At 71.7% G+C, this 22,548-nt stretch carries 20 protein-coding genes and 1 tRNA gene; 11 read left to right on the top strand and 10 right to left on the bottom strand.

The window, feature by feature from the left end:
• Positions 1-22 precede the first annotated feature (22 nt).
• Positions 23-94 (bottom strand) — tRNA-Cys (locus RFN52_RS15285).
• Between the two features lie 192 nt (positions 95-286).
• Between RFN52_RS15285 and RFN52_RS15280 the strand changes: the two genes are divergently transcribed.
• From RFN52_RS15280 to RFN52_RS15255, 6 genes are all read left to right on the top strand, one after another.
• Entirely contained in the window at positions 287-1,900 is a 1,614-nt protein-coding gene (locus RFN52_RS15280) for an MFS transporter (RefSeq protein WP_184846903.1), read from the top strand.
• A 40-nt stretch (positions 1,901-1,940) separates the two neighbouring features.
• Entirely contained in the window at positions 1,941-2,141 is a 201-nt protein-coding gene (locus RFN52_RS15275) for a CopG family ribbon-helix-helix protein (RefSeq protein WP_184846900.1), read from the top strand.
• Positions 2,138-2,530: a type II toxin-antitoxin system death-on-curing family toxin gene (locus RFN52_RS15270; protein ID WP_184846898.1), complete on the top strand. Its 393-nt coding sequence runs from the start codon at positions 2,138-2,140 to the stop codon at positions 2,528-2,530. The genes RFN52_RS15275 and RFN52_RS15270 overlap by 4 nt, the downstream gene beginning before the upstream one ends.
• A 137-nt stretch (positions 2,531-2,667) precedes the next feature.
• A complete protein-coding gene (locus RFN52_RS15265; RefSeq protein ID WP_107455243.1) occupies positions 2,668-4,467 on the top strand; it encodes a DEAD/DEAH box helicase in 1,800 nt (599 codons plus the stop codon).
• Between the two features lie 339 nt (positions 4,468-4,806).
• Positions 4,807-5,448: an IclR family transcriptional regulator gene (locus RFN52_RS15260; protein WP_184846896.1), complete on the top strand. Its 642-nt coding sequence runs from the start codon at positions 4,807-4,809 to the stop codon at positions 5,446-5,448.
• 77 nt (positions 5,449-5,525) lie between these two features.
• Entirely contained in the window at positions 5,526-6,317 is a 792-nt protein-coding gene (locus tag RFN52_RS15255) for a S16 family serine protease (RefSeq protein WP_184846894.1), read from the top strand.
• A gap of 184 nt (positions 6,318-6,501) precedes the next feature.
• Here the strand turns inward: RFN52_RS15255 and RFN52_RS15250 are convergent, their stop codons facing one another.
• The 6 genes from RFN52_RS15250 to RFN52_RS15225 all read right to left on the bottom strand — a co-directional run bounded on the left by RFN52_RS15250 (position 6,502) and on the right by RFN52_RS15225 (position 11,294).
• Positions 6,502-7,077: an ArsR/SmtB family transcription factor gene (locus tag RFN52_RS15250; RefSeq protein WP_184846892.1), complete on the bottom strand. Its 576-nt coding sequence runs from the start codon at positions 7,075-7,077 to the stop codon at positions 6,502-6,504.
• Positions 7,078-7,140: 63 nt separating this feature from the next.
• A complete protein-coding gene (locus tag RFN52_RS15245; protein ID WP_184846890.1) occupies positions 7,141-8,106 on the bottom strand; it encodes a glycine betaine ABC transporter substrate-binding protein in 966 nt (321 codons plus the stop codon).
• Positions 8,103-8,909, bottom strand: a complete 807-nt coding sequence (locus RFN52_RS15240; RefSeq protein WP_184846887.1) for an ABC transporter permease — start codon at positions 8,907-8,909, stop codon at positions 8,103-8,105. Before RFN52_RS15240 ends, RFN52_RS15245 begins: the two co-directional genes overlap by 4 nt.
• On the bottom strand, positions 8,906-10,165 hold the full coding sequence (locus RFN52_RS15235) for a betaine/proline/choline family ABC transporter ATP-binding protein (protein WP_184846885.1): 1,260 nt from the start codon (positions 10,163-10,165) through the stop codon (positions 8,906-8,908). Before RFN52_RS15235 ends, RFN52_RS15240 begins: the two co-directional genes overlap by 4 nt.
• The gene (locus RFN52_RS15230; RefSeq protein WP_102911187.1) at positions 10,158-10,805 is read right to left on the bottom strand and encodes an ABC transporter permease; all 648 of its coding nucleotides are present in this window, start codon (positions 10,803-10,805) and stop codon (positions 10,158-10,160) included. Before RFN52_RS15230 ends, RFN52_RS15235 begins: the two co-directional genes overlap by 8 nt.
• Positions 10,806-10,823: 18 nt before the next feature.
• Entirely contained in the window at positions 10,824-11,294 is a 471-nt protein-coding gene (locus RFN52_RS15225) for an Lrp/AsnC family transcriptional regulator (RefSeq protein WP_033308172.1), read from the bottom strand.
• Positions 11,295-11,417: 123 nt separating this feature from the next.
• Between RFN52_RS15225 and hppD the strand changes: the two genes are divergently transcribed.
• A complete protein-coding gene (gene hppD, locus RFN52_RS15220; protein WP_184846883.1) occupies positions 11,418-12,563 on the top strand; it encodes a 4-hydroxyphenylpyruvate dioxygenase in 1,146 nt (381 codons plus the stop codon).
• Positions 12,564-13,314: 751 nt separating this feature from the next.
• On the opposite strand, the gene RFN52_RS15215 is transcribed toward hppD, so the two are convergent.
• Complete coding sequence (locus RFN52_RS15215; protein WP_184846881.1) at positions 13,315-14,736, bottom strand: tetratricopeptide repeat protein; 1,422 nt, start codon at positions 14,734-14,736, stop codon at positions 13,315-13,317.
• 92 nt (positions 14,737-14,828) lie between these two features.
• On the opposite strand from RFN52_RS15215, the gene RFN52_RS15210 reads away from it, so the two are divergent.
• Positions 14,829-16,244, top strand: coding sequence for an FAD-binding oxidoreductase (locus tag RFN52_RS15210; protein ID WP_184846879.1), 1,416 nt, complete (start codon positions 14,829-14,831; stop codon positions 16,242-16,244).
• A gap of 11 nt (positions 16,245-16,255) precedes the next feature.
• Here RFN52_RS15210 and RFN52_RS15205 read toward each other — a convergent pair whose 3' ends face one another.
• Positions 16,256-16,666: an SsgA family sporulation/cell division regulator gene (locus RFN52_RS15205; RefSeq protein ID WP_184846877.1), complete on the bottom strand. Its 411-nt coding sequence runs from the start codon at positions 16,664-16,666 to the stop codon at positions 16,256-16,258.
• A gap of 245 nt (positions 16,667-16,911) precedes the next feature.
• Between RFN52_RS15205 and RFN52_RS15200 the strand changes: the two genes are divergently transcribed.
• Both RFN52_RS15200 and RFN52_RS15195 read left to right on the top strand, forming a co-directional pair.
• Positions 16,912-18,660 (top strand): RDD family protein, encoded by a 1,749-nt coding sequence (locus RFN52_RS15200; protein ID WP_184846875.1) that lies wholly within the window; start codon positions 16,912-16,914, stop codon positions 18,658-18,660.
• 59 nt (positions 18,661-18,719) lie between these two features.
• Positions 18,720-19,415, top strand: a complete 696-nt coding sequence (locus tag RFN52_RS15195; RefSeq protein ID WP_184846873.1) for an RDD family protein — start codon at positions 18,720-18,722, stop codon at positions 19,413-19,415.
• Positions 19,416-19,449: 34 nt separating this feature from the next.
• On the opposite strand, the gene RFN52_RS15190 is transcribed toward RFN52_RS15195, so the two are convergent.
• Positions 19,450-19,728 carry a hypothetical protein gene (locus tag RFN52_RS15190; RefSeq protein ID WP_184853900.1) on the bottom strand — a complete coding sequence of 93 codons (279 nt, stop codon included), beginning with the start codon at positions 19,726-19,728 and terminating at the stop codon, positions 19,450-19,452.
• Positions 19,729-20,143: 415 nt separating this feature from the next.
• On the opposite strand from RFN52_RS15190, the gene RFN52_RS15185 reads away from it, so the two are divergent.
• Positions 20,144-22,492: an immune inhibitor A domain-containing protein gene (locus tag RFN52_RS15185; RefSeq protein WP_184846871.1), complete on the top strand. Its 2,349-nt coding sequence runs from the start codon at positions 20,144-20,146 to the stop codon at positions 22,490-22,492.
• Positions 22,493-22,548: the final 56 nt, after the last annotated feature.

Raw genomic sequence — 22,548 nt, 5'->3', positions numbered from 1 at the left:
GCTTGCCCGGTCATCATCGTTGAGGCCGTGGCGGGATTCGAACCCACGTAACTCGCTTTGCAGGCGAGCCCCTGAACCACTCGGGCACACGGCCGTGTTCTCACTCGGTGGAGTGACCGTAAGGCGGGATGGAGCCCGGCTCAAGGGCCTCAGGTGGGCTGCAATGTGACTGCCATACGCAGTTCATGAAGGTGTGGCCGAGAAGTGGGGTCTACGACCAAGGTCTCAGGGCCGAACCGCCTTGAGACAGGTGTCAACGTCGGGTGTGGACCTTACGCTGGCGGGCATGACCGTCCCGAAGCCGCGTGATGCCGATGTCGAGGAAGTCGTTGATCCGCCCTCCGTGGCCGAGCGGGACGAAGGCGTGCTGGGGGCGGCGTACCGGGCGTTGAGTGTCGGGATCGTCTCCGTCGTGCTGCTCATCGCCTTCGAGGCGACCGCCGTGGGGACGGCGATGCCCGTCGCGGCCCGGGAGCTGGACGGGGTGTCGCTGTACGCGTTCGCGTTCTCCGGGTACTTCACGACCAGCCTGTTCGGGATGGTGCTCTCCGGGCAGTGGTCGGACCTGCGTGGCCCCCTCGGGCCGTTGACGACGGGCATCGCCTCCTTCGGCGCCGGGCTGCTGCTGTCCGGCACCGCCGGGTCGATGTGGGTGTTCATCCTGGGCCGGGCCGTGCAGGGACTCGGCGGCGGGCTGGTGATCGTCGCGCTGTACGTGGTCGTCGGGCGGGCCTATCCGGAGCGGTTGCGGCCGGCCATCATGGCCGCGTTCGCCGCGAGCTGGGTGCTCCCGTCGATCGTCGGCCCGCTCGCCGCCGGCTCGGTGACCGAGCAATTGGGGTGGCGGTGGGTGTTCGTCGGGATACCCCTGCTCGTCGTCTTCCCGCTCGCGCTCGCGCTGCCGCAGATACGGCGTCGTGCGTCCGGCCCGGCGGGGCGCACCGCCGCCGAGTCCGCCACGGTGGAAGGTCCCGATGTGCCCGTCCCGGCGGAACGGACCGCCCTCGCCGACCGGCCCGTCACTCCTGATCCGGTGCGGACGACCGACCGGCCTGCTCCGCCGGATCCGGTGAGGGCAACCGACCGCCCCGCCCCGCCGGCCACCCCGCCCGCCTCCTTCGACCGCCGGCGCATCCGGCTCGCCCTGGCCATCTCCCTCGGCGCCGGCCTCCTCCAGTACGCCGCGCAGGACTTGCGTCCCCTCGCGCTCCTGCCGGGTGCGCTCGGCGTGGCGCTGCTCGTGCCCGCCGTGCTCGGGCTGCTGCCGCGCGGTACCTACCGGGCCGTGCGCGGCCTGCCGTCCGTCGTGCTGTTGCGCGGCGTCGCCGCCGGGTCGTTCATCGCCGCCGAGTCGTTCGTGCCGCTGATGCTGGTCACGCAGCGGGGGCTCAGTCCGACGCTGGCCGGATTCTCGCTCGCCGCGGGCGGCGGGACGTGGGCGCTGGGCTCGTGGGTGCAGTCGCGGTCGCGGGTGGAGCCGTACCGGGAGCGGCTGACCACCGTCGGGATGCTGCTGGTGGCCGCGGCCATCGCCACGGCGCCGAGTGTGCTGGTCGACTCCGTGCCCGTCTGGACCGTCGCCGCCGCCTGGGCCTTCGGATGCTTCGGGATGGGGCTCGTGATCTCCTCCACGAGCGTCCTCCTGCTCAAGCTCTCCGCCCCCGAGGAGGCCGGCACCAACTCCGCAGCCCTCCAGATCTCCGACGGCCTCTCCAACGTCGTCCTGCTGTCCGCCGGCGGCGCCGCCTTCGCCGCGCTGGGCGGCGGCACCGTGACCCACTCGGCCACCCACGCCTCCGGCTCCCACCCGGCCGCCTTCGCGGCGGTGTTCCTGCCGATGGCCGGGGTGGCGCTGGCCGGGGCCTGGGTGTCGACGCGGCTGCGGGAGCGACGGCCGTAAAGCGGTCGCCTGCTCCACGACCCGGCCGTAGCCTCTGCGCATGTCCCACCTCGATCTGCCCCTCGACCCCGCCCTGCGGACCGCCCTCGACGACCTCGCCGACGCGCAGGGCCGCACGCCCGAAGAGGTGGCGCTGCACGCCGTACGCGCCTACCTGAGCCAGGAGGGCGCCCGCGTGCGCGCCGTCGCGGAGGGACTCGCGCGCCACCACAGCGACCTGCTGAGGAGGCTCGGCGAATGACGGGGGACACGGGTGACACCCGGTACCTGAGCGTCGACGAGGTCACCGCCATCGCCGAGGTCGCCTTCGGCGGGCGGCCGCCCGAGGCGCGCGCTCCCGGGCTGCTCGCCTCCGCCGTGCACCGCCCCCGCGCCCGGATGTTCGGCACGGCCGCCTACGACGACCTGTACGAGCAGGCGGCCGCCCTGCTGCACGCCCTCGCCGCCAACCACCCCCTCGTCGACGGCAACAAGCGCACCGCCTGGCTCGCCACCGCCACCTTCCTCGCCCTCAACGGCGTCGACCTGGCCGGGACGGACCAGGACACGGCGTACGCGCTGGTCGTCGACGTCGCCTCCGGCACCGAGGCGGAGGTCGGGAGGATCGCGGGGCGGCTGAGGAGGTTGTGACGTCGGTCCCACCCGCAGGTGACCCGGGCCGGTCCGCGCGTTGACCGGCTCGGGGCGCCGGTAGGGTGGCCCGGTTGTCATACGTAGCCGAGCCGTCAGGCTCCCTCGCACGAGCCGCCCGACCCCCAACGGAGACCGTGACTACCACCGCCGGCACCAGTTCCGCCTCGCACCACCTGTCCCCGGCGTTCCCCGGCCGCGCCCCCTGGGGTACCGCCAGCAAGCTGCGCGCCTGGCAGCAGGGCGCGATGGAGAAGTACATCCAGGAGCAGCCCCGGGACTTCCTGGCGGTCGCCACCCCCGGCGCCGGCAAGACGACCTTCGCGCTGACGCTCGCCTCCTGGATGCTGCACCACCACGTCGTGCAGCAGGTGACCGTGGTGGCCCCGACCGAGCACCTGAAGAAGCAGTGGGCTGAGGCCGCCGCCCGCATCGGGATCAAGCTCGACCCGGAGTACAGCGCCGGGCCGCTCGGCCGGGAGTACCACGGCGTCGCCGTGACGTACGCCGGTGTCGGCGTCCGGCCCATGCTGCACCGCAACCGCGTGGAGCAGCGCAAGACGCTCGTCATCCTCGACGAGATCCACCACGCCGGTGACAGCAAGTCCTGGGGCGAGGCCTGCCTGGAGGCCTTCGAGCCCGCGACCCGACGGCTCGCCCTGACCGGTACGCCCTTCCGGTCCGACACCAACCCCATCCCCTTCGTGACGTACGAGGAGGGCAACGACGGCATCCGGCGGTCGGCGGCCGACTACACCTACGGCTACGGCAACGCCCTCGCCGACAACGTCGTGCGGCCCGTCATCTTCCTCTCCTACAGCGGCAACATGCGCTGGCGCACCAAGGCCGGTGACGAGATCGCCGCCCGGCTCGGCGAGCCCATGACCAAGGACGCCATCAGCCAGGCCTGGCGGACCGCGCTCGATCCGCGTGGCGAGTGGATGCCGGCCGTGCTGCGGGCGGCCGACCAGCGGCTGACCGAGGTGCGCAAGGCCATCCCGGACGCGGGTGCGCTCGTCATCGCCGCGGACCAGGACTCCGCCCGCGCCTACGCCAAGCTGATCCGCGAGATCACCGGCAGCAAGGCCACCCTCGTGCTGTCCGACGACGCCGGCGCGTCCAAGAACATCGACGACTTCAGCGGCAACAACGACCGGTGGATGGTCGCCGTGCGGATGGTGTCCGAGGGCGTCGACGTGCCGCGCCTGGCGGTCGGGGTGTACGCCACCACCATCTCCACGCCGCTGTTCTTCGCCCAGGCCGTCGGGCGTTTCGTGCGGTCCCGGCGGCGGGGCGAGACCGCCTCGGTGTTCCTGCCGACCGTGCCCGACCTGCTCTCCTTCGCCAACGAGATGGAGCGCGAGCGCGACCACGTCCTCGACAAGCCCAAGAAGCAGGGCGAGGAGGACCCGTACGCCGAGTCCGAGAAGGAGATGGACGAGGCGAACCGGGAGCAGGACGAGGACACCGGCGAGCAGGAGCAGTTCTCCTTCGAGGCGCTGGAGTCCGAGGCCGTCTTCGACCGGGTCATGTACAACGGCGCCGAGTTCGGCATGCAGGCCCACCCGGGCAGCGAGGAGGAGCAGGACTACCTCGGCATCCCCGGGCTGCTCGAACCCGACCAGGTGCAGCTGCTGTTGCAGAAGCGGCAGGCCCGGCAGATCGCGCACAGCCGCAAGAAGCCGGACGAGGAGGCCGACCTGCTCGAAATGCCCGCCGAGCGGCGGCCGGTGGTCTCCCACAAGGAGATGATGGAGCTGCGCCGGCAGCTCAACACGATGGTCGGCGCCTACGTCCATCAGAGCGGCAAGCCGCACGGAGTGATCCACACCGAGCTGCGGCGCGTGTGCGGGGGGCCTCCGGCGGCCGAGGCGACGGCGGGGCAGCTGCGGCAGCGGATCACCAAGGTGCAGGAGTGGGCTACGCGGATGAAGTGAGGCCCCTCGCCGGTCCTGCCCGGACGGGTTCCGGATGTGTGGGTGTCGTGTGTGCTCCTGGTGCAGAGCGAGTCCCGTGTTGCACGTACCTGGGCAAACGGAGCCACCCGTGCCCGGATTCTGGACGGAGCCTTCCGCTCAGCGAACCTGCTTCGCTACTGTCCCGCTACGCACACGCCCCGTGGCAGCGCCGCCGCGGAGCGCAGCCGTGAAGCGACGCGGCCCGGACAGGCCGGGCCGCCGGCCGATCGGCGGCCTCTGAAGCGCGTTACCGACGGGACTCGGTGACGCATCCGCCGACCGGGGGGCCGCCGACCTCACCACTAAGGAGTGGGCGTCGTGACCGCGGAGACCTCCCAGACGCTCGACCGGGGACTGCGTGTCCTCAAACTGCTCGCCGACACGGATCACGGGCTGACCGTGACCGAGCTGTCCGTCCGGCTCGGCGTGAACCGAACCGTCGTGTACCGGTTGCTCGCCACCTTGGAGCAGCACGCCCTCATACGCCGTGACCTCGGCGGACGTGCCCGGGTCGGGCTCGGGGTGCTGCGTCTGGGACGTCAGGTCCACCCGCTGGTCCGTGAGGCCGCGATGCCGGCACTGCGGTCACTGGCCGAGGACATCGGCGCGACGGCGCACCTGACCCTGGTCGACGGGGCGGACGCGCTGGCCGTGGCCGTGGTGGAGCCGACCTGGACGGATTACCACGTCGCCTACCGGGCCGGATTCCGGCACCCGCTGGGCCGGGGCGCCGCCGGCAAGGCGATCCTCGCGGCCCGCCAGCACCCGATGGCCGACCCCGGCTACATGCTGACCCACGGCGAGCTGGAGGCGGGCGCCTGCGGGGCGGCTGCGCCGCTGCTGGGCGTGACGGGCGTCGAGGGCAGTGTGGGTGTCGTGATGCTGGCGGAGGCGGTTCCGGAACGGGTGGGGCCACGGGTCGTCGACGCGGCCCGGGAGGTCGCGGAGGCGCTGCGCTGACGCACGCCGGGTCGCGGGAGACGGCCCCCGGACGCCCTGGTCCCGGCGGTCTCCCCCTCCCGCGTTAGATTGATCCCGTGTTCTCTCGCCTCACGCGCCCCCAGGCCATCGCCGTCTGCGCCCTGCCCGTCGTGGCCCTGCTCGCGACGGCGGCGCTGGCGCCGTTGCCGTTCTCGGTGGCGCAGCCGGGGCTGACGGCGAACGTGCTGGGCGAGAACAAGGGCACGCAGGTGATCACCGTCTCGGGGGCGCCGGTCCGGGACACCAAGGGCCAGCTGCGGATGACCACCATCGAGGCGACCTCCCCGGACACCCGGGTCTCACTCCCCGACGTCATCGACAGCTGGTTCCGCACCGACCAGGCGGTCATGCCGCGCGACTCCGTCTACCCCAGCGGGGACAACGTCAAGGAGATCGAGCAGCACAACGAGGAGCAGATGAGGGAGTCCCAGGACGCGGCGACGCAGGCCGCGCTCGGGTACCTCGGCCTCGACGACAAGGACGTGAAGGTCAGCCTGAAGCTCGCGGACGTGGGCGGGCCCAGTGCGGGGCTGCTCTTCTCCCTGGGGATCGTCGACAAGCTCGACGGCGACGGCACCGGCGGGGATCTGACCGGCGGCCGGGTCATCGCCGGTACGGGCACGATCGACGCGGCCGGCCGGGTCGGTGCGGTCGGGGGCGTCGCCCTCAAGACCCAGGCCGCGAAGCGGGACGGGGCGACGGTGTTCCTCGTCCCCAAGGCGGAGTGCGGGGACGCGCGTGCCAACCTGCCGAAGGGCCTGCGGCTGATTCCGGTGACCACGCTGAAGAGCACGGTGTCTTCCCTGGTGGCCCTGGAGACGGGCAAGGGCTCCGTGCCGAGCTGCTAGCTAGTGTGCGGTCGCCGTTCCGGGCCGGGCGGCGAGTCTTAACCCCACTTCCACGAGGGTCCAGCCCAGACGCGTACGGAGGTCGGGACGGCGCGCCGGACGGGGCCCGGCCTCGGCGCGGAGTTCGGCGGCGCGGGCGTGGTGCAGGGGGAGATGGATGTCCGGGTGCATGGGTGATGGCCTTTCACGGCGTCGTCTGGCTGGGGAAGACGTGCGTGTGGACGCGTACCGTCTCGGCGTCCGGGGTGCCCTCGGCCAGCGGACGGTAGCTCTGGACGAGTTCGTGCATCTTGCCGACCAGCTCACGGGTGAGTTCGGGAGTGAGCCGCAGCGTGAAATCGCTGAGGTCCGTGGCGCCGTCCCATTCCTCGCCCCACTCGCTCGTGTTGCCGAGCCAGGTCGCGACCTCCCGGGTGTGCACGTTGGCGAGCTCGTACCGGAACAGGGCGACGGCTCCCCGCACGGCTGGGTCCGGGTCCTTGATCAGGGTCTCGTCGAGTTGCACGCCCTGGTCCACCGCCTTCCACCAGCGCTCCCGCCCCTTGCCCCGCTCCGGGTCGTCGGCGACGAAGCCGTGCGCCGCGAGTTGCCGTAGGTGGTAGCTGGTGGCACCGCTCGACTCGCCGAGCTTCTCCGCCAGTCGGGAAGCGGTCGCGGGTCCGCCGCGGCGCAGTGCGATCAGCAGCTGCATCCGCAGGGGATGGGCCAGGCCCCGCAGGGAGCGGGCGTCGAGAAGGCGCGGAGCGGGTTCGTCGGGCATGCATGCAAAGGTAGCGTTGCAAAGCTCTCTTTGCAACGGGTTCTTTGTAGCGGGCGTCGCAACTCACCCCTCCTTGACGAACCCCTCCTCCACCATCCAGTCCAGCGCCACCTGGTGCGGATCCTCCCCGTCGACATCCACCTTCGCGTTCAGCGTCTGCGCCACGGAGTTGTCCAGCCTCGCCGTCACCGGGTTCAGGACCTCCGCGATCGCCGGCCACTCCTTCAGGGACTTCGCGTTGATCATCGGAGCGGCGTTGTAGTTGGGGAAGAACTTCCGGTCGTCGTCCATCACCGCGAGGTTCATGGACTTGATGCGCCCATCGGTCGTGAACACCTCACCGAACGTGCAACTGCCCTTGTCCGTCTGGGTGTAGATGATCCCGGTGTCCATCTGCGTGATGTTCCGCGCCGGGACGTCCATGCCGTAGGCCTTCTGCATGCCCGGCAATCCGTCCGCCCGGTTCGCGAACTCGACCTCCACGCAGAGCTTCACGGCCTCCGGATCGGACTTCGCCAGCTTCGCCACCTCCGACATGGTCTTGGTGCCGTACTTCTTCGCGTTCTCCTGGTTCATCGCCAGCGCGTACGTGTTGTCGAGCTTCGACGGCGACAGCCAGACCAGCCCGTTGCCCGCGTCCTCCTTCTTCACCGCCTCCCACTGCTCCTGCGGATCGGTGATCGGCTTGCTGTGCCCGAGGTAGGTGATCCAGGCCGTGCCCGTGTACTCGTACCCGGCGTCCGCGTCGCCCTTGCGGACCGCCTCGCGGCTGCCGATGGAACCCTGGATGCCGGTGCGGTCGATCACGTCCGCCCCGGCCGCCTCGAACGCGATGCCCATGATCGAGCCGAGGATCAGCTGCTCGGTGAACGACTTCGACGTCACCGTCAGATGCGCGCCCTTCAGCGGCTCACCCCGGCCGATCGACCCCGGCTCCACGTCGTCCGTCAGCGGGGAGCCGCTGGTCAGGCCGCAACCGGCCGCCGCCAGCAGCAGGCCGGCCGCCGCCAGGCACGTACGCCGCCTCATGGCTGCAACCCCCGCGGCCGCAGCAGCAGTTCGGCGAGCGACGCCAGCCAGTCCACCAGCAGCGCCAGCACCACCGTGAGGATCGAGCCCAGCACCAGCACCGGCATCCGCTGGTTGGTGATCCCGGTCGTGATCAGCACGCCGAGGCCGCCGCCCCCGCCGAAGACCGCCAGGGTCGCCGTACCCACGTTCAGGACGAGCGCCGTGCGCACGCCCGCCAGGATCAGCGGGACCGCCAGCGGGAGTTCGACGCGGGTCAGCACCCCCGTCGGGGACATGCCGATGCCGCGGGCCGCCTCCAGCAGGGTCGGGTCGTTCGCCTTCAGGCCGGTGATCGTGTTGGAGAGCACGGGCAGGATGGCGTAGACGATGATGCCGATCAGGGCGGCCCTGCGGCCGATGCCCAGCCAGATCACCAGGAGGGCGAGCAGGCCGATCGCCGGGGTCGCCTGGCCCATGTTGGCGAACGCCATCGCCACCGGGGTGGCCCTGCTCATCGCCCCGCGGGTCAGCAGGATGCCCAGCGGGATCGCGATGATCAGCACGAAGAACGTGGAGATCACGGTCAGCTGGATGTGCTGCCACAGCGCCTTGGTGACCTGGCCGCCCGACAGGGCGTTGCGGGTGAGCGCGTCCAGGTCGGCCTGCCGGAACCACAGCCAGGTGGCGAGCAGCACGGCGATCAGCGTCACCGGCAGGAACGTCAGCTTCTGCCAGGTGAGGCGGGACGGCCGGCGCTCTGGCGGGGGCGCCTCGGACTCGTCGAGGGGTTCGGAGGTCTCCTCGATCTCCGTGGCGGTCACTGCCGCCCTCCCGGGCCGCTCACGCCCGCCGGACCCGCGGCCCCCTCCTGCTCCGCGTGCGTCTGCGAGGCCCGCAGCGACTCCAGTTCGTGCTGGTGCTCCATCGCGTCGAGCCGGTCGGCCTCCAGCATCTCGTGCACGGAGTTCATGAGCGTCTCCATGTCGACGACGCCCGTGTACTCGCCGCGCCGCCCGGTCACCGCCACCCGCCCCGCGTTGTCGGTGAGCACCGCCTCCAGCGCGTCCCGCAGGGTCGCGTCCCGGGTGACCGTGTCGCTCACCAGCGTTCCGGCGCGGGCCAGTGTGCCCCGGGCCCGCATGAGGTCGCCGCGCCGCAGCCACTTGTAGGGGCGGCGGCGCCGGTCGAGCAGCAGGATCTCGTTGCTGCCGCTGGTCCGCAGCAGGTTGAAGATCTGCTGCAGCGGGTCGTCGACCGTGACCGTCGGATAGTCGGTGATCTCCACGTCCCGTACGCGGGTCAGGTTCAGCCGCTTCAGCGCCGCACCGGCGCCCACGAAACCGGACACGAAGTCGTCGGCCGGGTTGGTCAGGATCGCCTCCGGGGTGTCGAACTGCGCGATGTGCGACCGCTCGCGCAGCACGGCGATCCGGTCGCCGATCTTGATGGCCTCGTCGAAGTCGTGGGTGACGAAGACGATCGTCTTGTGCAGCTCGTGCTGGAGCCGGATCAGCTCGTCCTGGAGGTGGTCCCGGGTGATCGGGTCCACCGCACCGAACGGCTCGTCCATCAGCAGCACCGGGGGATCGGCGGCCAGGGCCCGGGCCACGCCCACGCGCTGCTGCTGTCCACCGGAGAGCTGACGCGGGTAGCGGCCGTGGAACTCCCCGGGGTCCAGGCCCACGAGGTCGAGCAGCTCCTCGGTCCGTTCCCTGATGCGGGGCTTCGGCCAGCCGATCATCTTCGGGACGATCCCGATGTTCTGCGCGACCGTCATGTGCGGGAAGAGCCCGGCGGACTGGATGGCGTAGCCGACCGTGCGGCGCAGCTTGACCGGGTCCATGTCGGTGACGTCCTCGCCGCCGATGCGGATGCGGCCGCCGGTCGGCTCGATCAGCCGGTTGATCATCTTGAGCGTGGTCGACTTGCCGCAGCCCGAGGGGCCGACGAAGACGACGACCTCGCCCGCCTTGATCTCCATGCTCACGTTGTCCACGGCCGGCTGGGGACTGCCCGGGTAGCGCTTGGTCAGGCTCTCCAGCGCGATGGACGCGCCGTGGTCGCCGGTCTCAGGCACGGATCCCCCTGGGGATGGTCAGCCGTCCGATCAGGACGTACGCGGCGTCGAACAGCAGGGCCAGGACGATGATGCCGAGCGTGCCCGCGAGGACCTGGTTGAGCGCGTTGGCGCTGCCCAGCGAGGCCAGGCCGCGGAAGATGACGTTGCCCAGGCCCGGCCCCGAGGCGTACGCGGCGATGGCGGCGATGCCCATCAGCATCTGGGTGGACACCCGGATGCCGGTCAGGATCGGCGGCCAGGCCAGCGGCAGCTCGACCCTCAGCAGCCGGGCCGGGCGGGACATCCCGATGCCCGTGGCCGCGTCCACCAGCGTCGGGTCGACCCCGCGCAGCCCGACGATCGCGTTGCGCACGACCGGCAGCAGCCCGTACAGCGTCAGCGCGATCACCGTGGGCGGCACGCCGAGACCCACCAGGGGGATGAGCAGACCGATCAGGGCGAGCGCCGGCACGGTCAGGATGGTGGCGGTGGTCGTGGTCGCGAGGTTCCCGGCCCACTCGCTGCGGTACGTGGCGACGCCGATCAGCACCCCGAGCAGGGTCGCCACCACCATGCACTGGAAGACGGCGCTCGCGTGCTGGTAGGCGTCCGTGAGCAGCTGCTGGTGCCGGTTGACCAGGTACTCCCAGAAGTTCACACGCGCTCACCCCACGACTCAGGTCTCCTCCGCGGCCTGCTCCACGAGCGGGATGATCCGCAGCGGAACGGGGTTCTCCATGACGATCGCCGTGGAGGCCCGGACGATGCCATCAAAACCGACGACCCGGTCGATCACACGCTGGAGATCGGCGTTGGAACGGGCCACGAGCCGGCACAGCATGTCCCCGGTGCCGGTGGTCGTGTGCAGCTCCAGCACTTCCGGCACGGTCGCCAAGTGGGCCCGTACGTCCGGCCCTTGCCCCTGCCGGATCTGCAGCGTGGCGAACGCCGTGACCGGGTATCCGAGCGCGGCCGGATCCACCTGCGGGCCGAATCCGCTGATGACTCCGTTCGACTGAAGCCGGTCCAGCCGCGCCTGCGCGGTGCCGCGGGCCACCCCCAGCCGCCGGGACATCTCCAGCACCCCGATCCGCGGCTCGCGGGCGAGCAGCAGGATGATCCGGCCGTCCAGATGATCGATCGCCACAGCAGCCTCCCGGCATGGTCATCCTGTACAGAAGGGCCGCTGATACGGCCGTAATGCTGAACAGATTGCCCAGTCAAAATACAAACTATTGCGCACCTTGCCGAGCGGGGAGACCCTGCGGCTATGACGCAGACCACACACCACACTCCCGACACCGCCCGGCAGGCCGACCCCTTCCCGGTCAAGGGAATGGACGCGGTCGTCTTCGCCGTGGGCAACGCCAAGCAGGCGGCGCACTACTACTCCACCGCCTTCGGCATGAAGCTGGTCGCCTACTCCGGACCGGAGAACGGCAGCCGCGAGACCGCTGCGTACGTCCTGGAGAACGGCTCCGCCCGCTTCGTCCTCACCTCGGTCATCAAGCCCACCACCGAGTGGGGCCACTTCCTCGCGAAGCACGTGGCCGAGCACGGCGACGGCGTCGTCGACCTCGCCATCGAGGTCCCGGACGCGCGCGCCGCCTACGCCTACGCCCTGGAGCACGGGGCCCGCTCGGTCGCCGAGCCGTACGAGCGGAAGGACGAGCACGGCACGGTCGTCCTGGCGGCCATCGCCACGTACGGCGAGACCCGCCACACCCTCGTCGAGCGCACCGGTTACGACGGCCCGTACCTGCCGGGTTACGTCGCGGCCCAGCCCATCGTGGAACCGCCCGCGCAGCGCACCTTCCAGGCGATCGACCACTGCGTCGGCAACGTCGAGCTCGGCCGGATGAACGAGTGGGTCGGCTTCTACAACAAGGTGATGGGCTTCACGAACATGAAGGAGTTCGTGGGCGACGACATCGCCACCGAGTACAGCGCGCTGATGTCGAAGGTCGTCGCCGACGGCACGCTCAAGGTCAAGTTCCCGATCAACGAGCCGGCCATCGCCAAGAAGAAGTCCCAGATCGACGAGTACCTGGAGTTCTACGGCGGCGCGGGCGTGCAGCACATCGCGCTCAACACGGGCGACATCGTCCAGACGGTCCGTACGATGCGGGCGGCCGGTGTCGAGTTCCTCAACACGCCCGACTCCTACTACGACACGCTGGGGGAGTGGGTCGGCGAGACCCGCGTCCCGATCGACACCCTGCGCGAACTGAAGATCCTCGCCGACCGCGACGAGGACGGCTACCTGCTGCAGATCTTCACCAAGCCGGTCCAGGACCGTCCGACCGTCTTCTTCGAGATCATCGAGCGCCACGGCTCGATGGGCTTCGGCAAGGGCAACTTCAAGGCCCTGTTCGAGGCGATCGAGCGCGAGCAGGACCGCCGCGGCAACCTGTAGCCGCCGGCGGGCGCGGGTCGCGGGGGTGCGGGTCGCGGGGGTGCGGGTGTCACGGGGCACCCGCACCCCCGCGACCGCTGCGCATGCCCGCCGCACTGCGCTACCGCCGCGCGGCGACGAAGACGCCCTGGGGCCGCCGCCCCTGTTCGCGGGGGCGTTGCCGCAGGGCGAGCCCGCGCGTCGCCGGGCGACCGGCGGAGGCCTCCGTACCCGCCGCGCACCGGGTAGGGCGAGTTGGTTCCTCGCCGGGGGGCAGTCGTCGTGCCGCCGTCCCGGCGTGCGGCCACGATCGCGCCCCTGGGGCGCTCGGGTCTGCGCCCTGCCCGGGGGCCCGCCGGCGCGTAGTGCGGGCCCGTGCCTCGCCGGGTGGTCGGCGGCAGCCGCGGCGGGGTTCCCGGCCACCCCGCCCCGTCGTGCAGATCCGGCCCTTTCGTCCGCCGGCTCGTCCAGCGCCTCGACGGCCGTCCGCGTGCTGCGGGCACCTGCTCGGCGGGTTCGTTCCCCCGCCTGGTGGCAGTCGTCGGGCCTGCCATACCGGCGTGCTGTGACGGCGCCTCACGACCGCACGGGGATTTCGGTGCAGTACGGCGAGTTCGTTCCTCGCCGAGAGGCAGTCGTGTTCGCCGTACCGGCGTGCGGCACGACCGCGCCCTGGGGCGCCCCGGGGCGCCGCACCGCCGGGGCCCGTTGGCCTGCTGTGGGCCCGCTGCCCCGCCGGGTGGCCGACGGCAGACGCGGCGGGCCGTAGCGCCTACCGCGCCCCGGCGTCCATCTCCGGCACTCCCTCGTCCGGCGGCTCGCCCAGGGCCTCGACCGCGGCCCGCGCCGCGGGCGCGTGCAGCGGAGAGAAGTGCGGGTTGATCCGCAGGGCCTCCGTGAGGTGTCGTCGGGCGGCGCCGTGGTGTTCCAGGTCTTGTTCGATCATGCCCCGGTGGTACATGTACAGCGCGTCGCCCAGCCCGCCGCCGCGTTCGGGGTCCGTCGCCCGCAGGGCGAACCACAACGCCTGCGCGGGCTCCCCGGCCCGGTACAGCGCCCATCCCAGCGCGTCGGCGACCTCCGGGGCGGGCCGGCGCCGCCACTCCGCCCGCAACCGCCGTACCGCCGCCGCCGGATCGCCGTGATCGGCCTCCAGCCGACCCAGCACCAGCCCCTCGTCGGCCCCGCCCGCGGCAGCGCCCCGCACCCGCTCCCGCAGCAGGCCGTACTGGGCCCGGGCCGCATCCGGCATGCCCAGCGACTCGTACAACTCGCCCAGTTGCAGGGCGTACTGCGGACACGGCTGCCCGGCGAGGGCCACCCGGTAGGCCTTCAGGGCCTGCGCCGTCCGGCCGAGGGCCGCCAGTGCCCGGCCTTGCCCGGCCTGCGCGGCCCGCTGGTCGGGGTCGAGGCGGGCCGCCTCCCGGAAGTGCCGCAGCGCGGCATCGGGATCGCCGCGTTCGAAGGCGAGGCGCCCGGCCTGCTCCAGATAGGCCGCCCGCTCCACGGGAGCCCGCGCGCCCGCCGCCGCGTCCGCCAGCGAGGCCGCCGCGTCCTCCGGCCGGCCCCGGTCGCGGTGCACCGCCGCGGCCCGCGCGAGCACGGCGGGGCCGGAGCGCAGCTCCGTGAGCCGGTCCAGCGTCCGCTTGGCCGCCCTGTGCTCGCCGAGCCCGGTGTAGGCGTCGATGAGCAGCGGATACGTCGTCCACCGCCGCGGCTCCAGCTTCAGCGCCGCCTCGCCCCACCGGCGCCCGGCGCGGAAGTCCCGCCGGGCGTTCGCCAGCGCGGCGAGCCCCGCCACGGCCCGGGTGTTGCGCTGCGGCTGTGCCTCCAGCGACGCACGCAACGCCTTCTCCGCTCGCGGGTAGTACGCCGGATCCGCGAGCCGCCGCCCCCGCTCCACGTAGGCCGCCCCGAGCACCGCCCAGGACGCCGCGTCCCCGGGCCGGGCCCGTACGGCCTTCTCCCGCTCGCCGATCAGCTCCGCCAGGCCGGGCAGCGTGGCCGGCACCCCACTGCCCACCGCAGCCATGGCCACCGCCCCGGGCGACGGGCGAGCGGGCCCGGCGGGCTCCCGCGGCAGCAGCACCAGCACCCCGCCCAGCACGGCACACCCCGCCACGGAGGCGATCAGCACCCGGCGGCGTCTCACGCTTGCCTCCTGCCGCACCGGGCCCTCCTGCTGCTTCTCCATGGCGCTCACTGTGCGTCAGTACGACGACCGCACCCGGGCAGCCGAAGGGCCCGGCCGACGGGGTTCACACCGATGGCCCCGGGTGCGAACCTGTGATCATGAGCCGTATCGAAGCGCCCAGCTCCGAGGACACCGCAGCGACCGGCGACCTCGTGGACCTGCTGCTCAGCGGCCTCCCGGCCGAAGCGGTCCTCACCGACCCCGACGTCACGGCCTCCTACGCCAACGACATGGCGAGCTTCTGCCCGGCCGGCGCCCCGGCCGTGGTCGTGCTGCCCCGCACGACCGAGCAGGTCCAGCACGTGATGCGCACCGCCACCGCCCTGCGCGTCCCCGTCGTCCCGCAGGGCGCCCGCACCGGGCTGTCCGGCGCCGCCAACGCCTCCGACGGCTGCATCGTGCTCTCCCTGACGAAGATGGACCGGATCCTGGAGATCAACCCGGTCGACCGCATCGCCGTGTGCGAACCGGGCGTGGTCAACGCCGCCCTGTCCCGCGCCGTCGGCGAACACGGCCTGTACTACCCGCCGGACCCCTCCAGCTGGGAGATGTGCACCATCGGCGGCAACATCGGCACCGCCTCCGGCGGCCTGTGCTGCGTGAAGTACGGGGTCACCGCCGAGTACGTCCTCGGACTGGACGTGGTGCTCGCCGACGGGCGCCTCATGTCCACCGGCCGCCGCACCGCCAAAGGCGTCGCCGGCTACGACCTCACCCGCCTGTTCGTCGGCTCCGAGGGCTCGCTCGGCATCGTCGTGCGGGCCGTCCTCGGGCTGCGCCCCAAGCCGCCCGAGCAACTGGTGCTGGCCGCCGAGTTCGCCTCCGCCGCCGCGGCCTGCGACGCCGTCTGCCGGATCATGGAGGGCGGCCATGTGCCGTCACTCCTCGAACTCATGGACCGTACGACGGTCAAGGCCGTCAACGACATGGCGCAGATGGGCCTCCCCGAGAGCACCGAGGCCCTGCTCCTGGCCGCGTTCGACACCACCGCCCCCGCCGCCGACCTCGCAGCCGTCGGCGCCCTGTGCGAGGCGGCCGGGGCCACCCAGGTCGTCCCCGCCGACGATGTGACCGAGTCCGAACTGCTCCTCCAGGCGCGGCGGTTGTCGCTCACCGCGCTGGAGGCGGTCAAGGGCGTGACGATGATCGACGACGTGTGCGTGCCGCGCTCCCGGCTCGCCGAGATGCTCGAAGGCGTCGACAGGATCGCCGGAAAGTACCAGCTCACCATCGGTGTCGTCGCCCATGCGGGAGACGGCAACACCCATCCGACGGTCTGCTTCGACCCGGCCGACCCCGACGAGTCCCGGCGCGCCCGCGAGTCCTTCGACGAGATCATGGCCCTCGGCCTGGACCTGGGCGGCACCATCACCGGCGAACACGGCGTCGGCATCCTGAAGAAGGAGTGGCTCGCGCGCGAGATCGGCCCCGTGGGCATGGAGATGCAGCGGGCCGTCAAGCAGGCGTTCGACCCGCTGAACATCCTGAACCCGGGCAAGCTCTTCTGAGCCCCGGGCCCTCACTGGGCGAGCAACTGGGCCAGTTCGTCGTCGAGGCCCAGCTGTTCGCCCTCCGTCCCCGGCGGCACCACCCGCAGCGTCCGCTCCAGCCAGGCCGACACCGCCGCCGCGGGGGCCTCCAGCAGGGCGTCCCCGGCGGGTGAACTCAGCGCCATCAGCACGACGCTGCGCCCCTCGGTCTTCGTCGGCCACACCCGCACGTCCCCCTGCCCGCACGGCCGGAACACGCCCTCGACCAGCAGCTCCCGGGCGAACGTCCAGTACACCGGGTGCTCGGTGTCGATGTGGAAGGTGACGTGGACGGCGTAGGGGTCGTCCGTGAGGTACCCGAGCCGGGCCGGCACGGGGATCCTGCGCTCCGGCGACAGGACGAGTTTCAGCTCCACTTCCCGCTCCACCACGGTGTGCACGGCGGTCTCCCTTCTCCTGACGGCTGCCCGCGAGGGCCGGTCAGGAGGAGAGAGCGGGCGGGGGCCGCGGCATTACGCGCCTTCCCGGAAGTTTTTTTCGCACGGGGATCCGCCGGAGCGGCGCGGCGCGTAGCACATCGGTGCTCGAAAGGGGTGGGTCCGGTGGGAGCGCCGGTGGGGCTTGCGCACGTCTGATAGATGTGGAGGCCCCCATTTGGCCCCCGAGCAGATACGGGACGACGGACATGAGCGCCCCAACCCCGGCCCCCGGTGACGACAGGCCCCGCGAAGGGTATTACCCGGACCCGTCCATTCCTGGATATGTCCGGTACTGGAACGGTGCCTCCTGGGTGCCGGGCACCAGCCGTCCGGCACCCCGGGACGGCGAGTCGCTCGCGCCGCCGCCCGGAGCGGGGACGGCGCAGCCCGCCTCGGTCGAGGAGACCGGCCCGCACTTCTTCGACGAGGACCCGGTCGAGGAGCCCGAGCCGCCGTCCGCCGCCGACGCCCAGCACGGCAGCCGTCCCGAACCGGCCTCCGCCTGGGGCGCGGACCGCTCGCGCCAGTCCGGCTTCGGCGGCGACCAGGACCGCCGTGTCTCGTGGGGCGCGCCGCAGGGGGCGCAGGGCGCCGACCCGAGGGTGTCGCCCGCAGGCCGGCGCCCCGACGGGGAGGCCGCCCGCACCGACGGCACGGCGAACGTCACGCCGTCCGACCAGGAGGCGAACGCGGCGGCGGAGGGCAGCACGTTCGTGTTCCGCCGCCCGACGGGGCAGACGGGACAGCCCGGGGGAGGGGCCCCGGCCGATGCCCCCGACGACGGCACGATGACGTTCCGCGCGGTGTCCCCGCGCACGGGCCCGGCCGGCGGCGGCTCGAAACCGGCCGGGGGGCCGGGGGGTCCGGACCGCGGGGCGACGGCTTCCGGCGGCAACTCCGGCGGCGCAGGCTTTGGTCCGGCGGGATCGGGCGGCGGCGCGGCGGCGTCCGGCTTCGGTCCGGCGGGACCGGGCGGCGACCCGGCCGCTTCCGGTTCCGGCGGGCAAGGCGGAGCAGCAGGTTCCGGCTTCGGTCCGGCCGGCCCGGGCAGCGGCACGGCGGCAGCCGCCTTCGGCGGCCCGCCGGGAGCGGCGGGCGCGGGCCCGTCGGGACCGGCGTTCGGCGCGCAGGCCGGGCCGAGCGGGTCCGGGAACGCTTCCGCAGGGCCCGGCTTCGGCGCGGGCAAGGCGGTCGCCGCCCGCGCCTCCGCCGGGCAGGCCGGGGCCGCCCCGACGGCGCTGTCCGGACCCCAGGCGGCGCCCACCGTCCCCGCGCAGTCCGGCGGGCCCGGCAGCGCCCAGCCCGGCGCCGCGGCCTCCTCCGGTACGCCCCTCAGCGCGGGCCCCGGCGGCGGCCAGTCCTCCTGGGCGCAGCAGGTACACCGGCTCGCCGGAGCCGGTGACGAGCAGCCCGTCACACCCTGGAAGCCGCCGGTCGAGGACGTGTTCCAGGCAGCCGCCCGGCGCCAGGCGGAGGCCCGCCCGGCCGGACTCGGCAAGCGGCTGGTGGCCCGGCTGCTGGACACCGTCGTGCTCGCCGCGCTCACCGCCGCGGCCGCCGTCCCGCTCGGCACCAAGGCGATCGACCACGTCAACGAGAAGATCGACGCGGCCAAGCTCTCCGGCGAGACCGTCACGGTCTGGCTGCTCGACGGCACCACCTCGGTCTACCTCGGCATCATCCTGGCCGTGCTGCTGCTCGCCGGCGTGCTCTGCGAGGTGCTGCCCACCGCCAAGTGGGGCCGCACCCTCGGCAAGAAGCTGATGGGCCTCGACGTCCGCGACATCGAGGGCCACGACTCGCCCGGTTTCGGTGCGGCCCTGCGCCGCTGGCTGGTCTACAGCGTGCCCGGGCTCCTCGTGGTGGGGATCGTCGGCGTCGCCTGGTGCCTCTTCGACCGGCCCTGGCGCCAGTGCTGGCACGACAAGGCCGCACACACCTTCGTGGCGGGCTGACCTCCCTCGGACGGCCGTCCCTGGGTGCGGAGGCCGGGGGTTCGCGGTCGACTCGGGCCATGAGCAGCGAACCGCCCTCCGGCCCCGGTCAGCAGCCCCCGGAAGACGACCCGTTCCGCAAGCGCCCCCCGAACGAGCCACCCGGCCAGGGCGGGGGCTCGCCCTACGGCAGCGAACCCCCGCCGTACGAGGGCGGCGGTCCCGGAGGCCCGGGCGGTCCCGGTGGTCCGGGCGACGGCTTCGGAGGCGGCCCCTACGGCGGCGATCCGTACGGCGGTGGTTCCTACCCCACCGACCCCCTCGCCGGCATGCCCCCGCTGGCCGACAGCGGCAAGCGCACGCTCGCGCGCATCATCGACATGATCCTGGTGGGTGTCGTCGTCTGGCTGATCACGTGGGGCTTCGACGTCAACGAGTACGACGTGGACAGCGACCGCATCGAGGTCAGCAAGTCGTTCTGGCAGTCGGGGGTCGCCGCCGTCCTCTACATCGCCTACGACACCGTTCTGACCGCGCGGACCGGCCAGACCCTCGGCAAGAAGCTGCTGCGGATGCGGGTGGCCAACCTGGACAACGGTGCGACGCCCTCCGTGCAGAACGCGCTGGCGCGTGCCGCGGTGCTGTGGATCCCGTTCGCCTTCTGCTGCGCGTGCGTGTGGACCGCGATCTGCGGCGGCTGGAGCTTCTTCGACCGGCCCTACAAGCAGGGCCTGCACGACAAGGCGGCCAAAACGGTCGTGGTCAGCACCGATTGAGGCGCAGAGGGGTCGACCGGGGTGCAGCGGGCGGTCAGGAGGCCGCCCGTTCGCGTACCGGTTCCGGGGCCGGCGCCGGGATCGAGGCCCGTACCGGTTCCTGGGGTGCGGGCTGTTCCACCGCGGCGGGGCGCTTCTGGGACAGCGGCACCGTCATGGCGACCAGCAGCCCGAGGGCGAGCGCCGCGACGGCGATGACCGCGATCCCCGCGCCCGAACTCGTCTGAGACAGCAGCAGCATGGCGAAGGTCGAGAAGATCACGGTGCACGCACCGTAGGCGAGCTGTGCGGCAGTCGGACGGGGCATGGCCATCATGTCCTCGAAGTGGGGGTCCACGGCGGTGTCGGCCTGGCATTGCGCCGGTTTCCGGGCGTTCGGCCTTCCGACATTCTCACCGGCAGGGTGCCCGACCGGAACCGGCGGTAAGCGTGACCTAATCAACAAGGGCGGTGCACAGGGGGCGCACGGAGTCATGACGTCCACGTAGTGGACATATGCACGCGCCCGCACGGCCGATGGGGAGTGCCTCGGGACAACCGTTTGGTTGTCCGTAAAACGAACGTTGCCTCCGCATAGTGCACTTGACTTGTGCAAGTCAAGGTCTGTCTTTTCTTCTAAACCTCTAGTCAAATGTCGTCACTTGACTACACGCGTTGATCACGCGCGCGCGGACTTCCACGACCGGGACCCTGCCTGCCGCGCGCCCGAACGCGGGGGAGGATCTCAAGTGACCAGTAGACCCTGGACGTTCAGAGCGGCCGCCATAAGCGTGGCGCTCGCGGCGGCCACTGCCACCGCCTCGACCTACGCGGTGGCCGACGACGCCCCGGCTCCCCGGCCCACCACCGTGGACCGGCACGACCCGGCGGAACGTCACCATGACGAGCACGACCTCGAAGGCCCCCTGAGCAAGACGCAGGACGCCCAGCGCCAGGAGGCCCTGAACCAGGTCCTGTCGGGCAAGAGCAAGGTCAAGAACCGCGAGGGCTCGAAGGTCGTCCAGCTCAAGAGCAAGAAGGGCGACGCCAAGTACGTCGAGCTCGGCCGCGAGAAGACCGACAAGATCTTCACGATCCTGGTCGAGTTCGGCGACCAGGTCGACAGCCGCTACGGCGGCACCCCGGGCCCGCTGCACAACGCGATACCCAAGCCCGACCGCAAGAAGGACAACTCCACGGCCTGGCGGGCCGACTACGACCGGGACTACTTCCAGGACCTGTACTTCGGTTCCGGCAAGGGCGTCGACTCCGTCAAGACCTACTACGAGAAGCAGTCCTCGGGCCGCTACTCGGTCGACGGCGAGGTCTCGGACTGGGTCAAGGTCCCCTACAACGAGGCGCGCTACGGCAACAACGCCTGCGGTGACACCAACTGCTCCAGTGTGTGGAACGTCGTCAGCGACGGTCTGAACGCCTGGGTCTCCCAGCAGAAGGCAGCGGGGAGGACCGACGCGCAGATCAAGGCGGACGTCGCGCGCTTCGACGAGTGGGACCGCTACGACTTCGACGGCGACGGCGACTTCAACGAGTCCGACGGCTACATCGACCACTTCCAGATCGTGCACGCCGGCGAGGACGAGTCCGCGGGCGGCGGCGCCCAGGGCACCGACGCGATCTGGGCCCACCGCTGGTACGCCTTCGGCACCGACGCCGGCGCCACCGGCCCCGAGAACAACAAGCTCGGCGGCGCGAAGATCGGCGACACCGGCATCTGGGTCGGCGACTACACCGTCCAGCCCGAGAACGGCGGACTCGGCGTCTACGCCCACGAGTACGGCCACGACCTCGGCCTGCCGGACCACTACGACACCGCGGGCGGCGAGAACTCCACCGGCTTCTGGACGCTGATGTCGTCCGGTTCCTGGCTCGGCACCGGCAAGAACGAGATCGGTGACCTGCCCGGCGACATGACCGCCTGGGACAAGCTGCAGCTCGGCTGGCTGAACTTCGACAAGGCCAAGGCCGGCGTCAACTCCTGGCACAAGCTGGGCGTGGCGGAGTACAACACCAAGCACAAGCAGGCCCTGGTCGTCGACCTCCCCAAGAAGGCGGTCACCACCGAGGTCGTCGCCCCCGCCGAGGGCAAGACCCAGTGGTGGAGCGGCAGCGGTGACAACCTCAAGAACACCCTGACGCGTGTCGTCGACCTGACCGGCAAGTCGAAGGCGCAGCTGACCCTCGACGGCTGGTACGACATCGAGGCCAACTACGACTTCCTCTACACCGAGGTCTCGACCGACGGCGGCGCCAACTGGACCGCTGTCGACGGCACGGTGGACGGCCAGCCGATCCAGCGCGACGCCAGCGACAAGCCGGTCCTGACCGGCACGGTCGACGGTTACAAGAAGCTCGCCTTCCCGCTCGACGCCTACGCGGGCAAGAAGATCGACCTCCGCTTCCGCTACCAGACCGACGGCGGCGTGGCCCAGAAGGGCTTCGCGGCCGACGCGATCACGGTGACGGCCGACGGCGCGCCCGTCTTCTCCGACAACGCCGAGAGCGCGGACGCCGCGTGGAAGGCCACCGGCTTCTCCCGCATCGGCGCGTCCTTCACCAAGGACTACGCGCAGTACTACATCGCCGAGAACCGGCAGTACGTGTCGTACGACAAGACGCTGAAGACCGGCCCGTACAACTTCGGCTTCACGGCGCGTCCGGACTGGGTGGAGCACTACGCGTACCAGAACGGCCTGCTGATCTGGAAGTGGGACACCTCCCAGGTCGACAACAACACCAGCCAGCACAAGGGCACCGGTCTGGTCCTGCCGATCGACTCGCACCCGGACCAGCTGAAGTGGGCCGACGGCACGCTGATGCGCAACCGCATCCAGGCCTACGACTCGCCGTTCAGCCTCTACCGCACCGACGGCATGACGCTGCACAAGGCGGACGTGGCGAAGTACATCCCGGGGTCGAAGGGCGTCTCGGTCTTCAACGACCGGAAGAACACCTACTACGACGAGTCGAACCCCACCGCGGGCGTCAAGATCACTGACACCAACACGAAGATCAAGATCCTCAAGGAAGCCAAGGACGGCTCGACGATCGAGCTGGAGGTCGGCGCCGCGGGTAGGTAATCCGCATCCTTGCAGGTCAGAACATGATCGGCGGTGACCCACTGGCGGGTCACCGC

The sequence above is a fragment of the Streptomyces collinus genome (genome assembly GCF_031348265.1).
GTDB classification, from domain to species: domain Bacteria; phylum Actinomycetota; class Actinomycetes; order Streptomycetales; family Streptomycetaceae; genus Streptomyces; species Streptomyces collinus.
The sequence above is the reverse complement of the archived record's forward strand: the minus strand, read 5'-3'. Positions and strand labels throughout refer to the sequence as shown.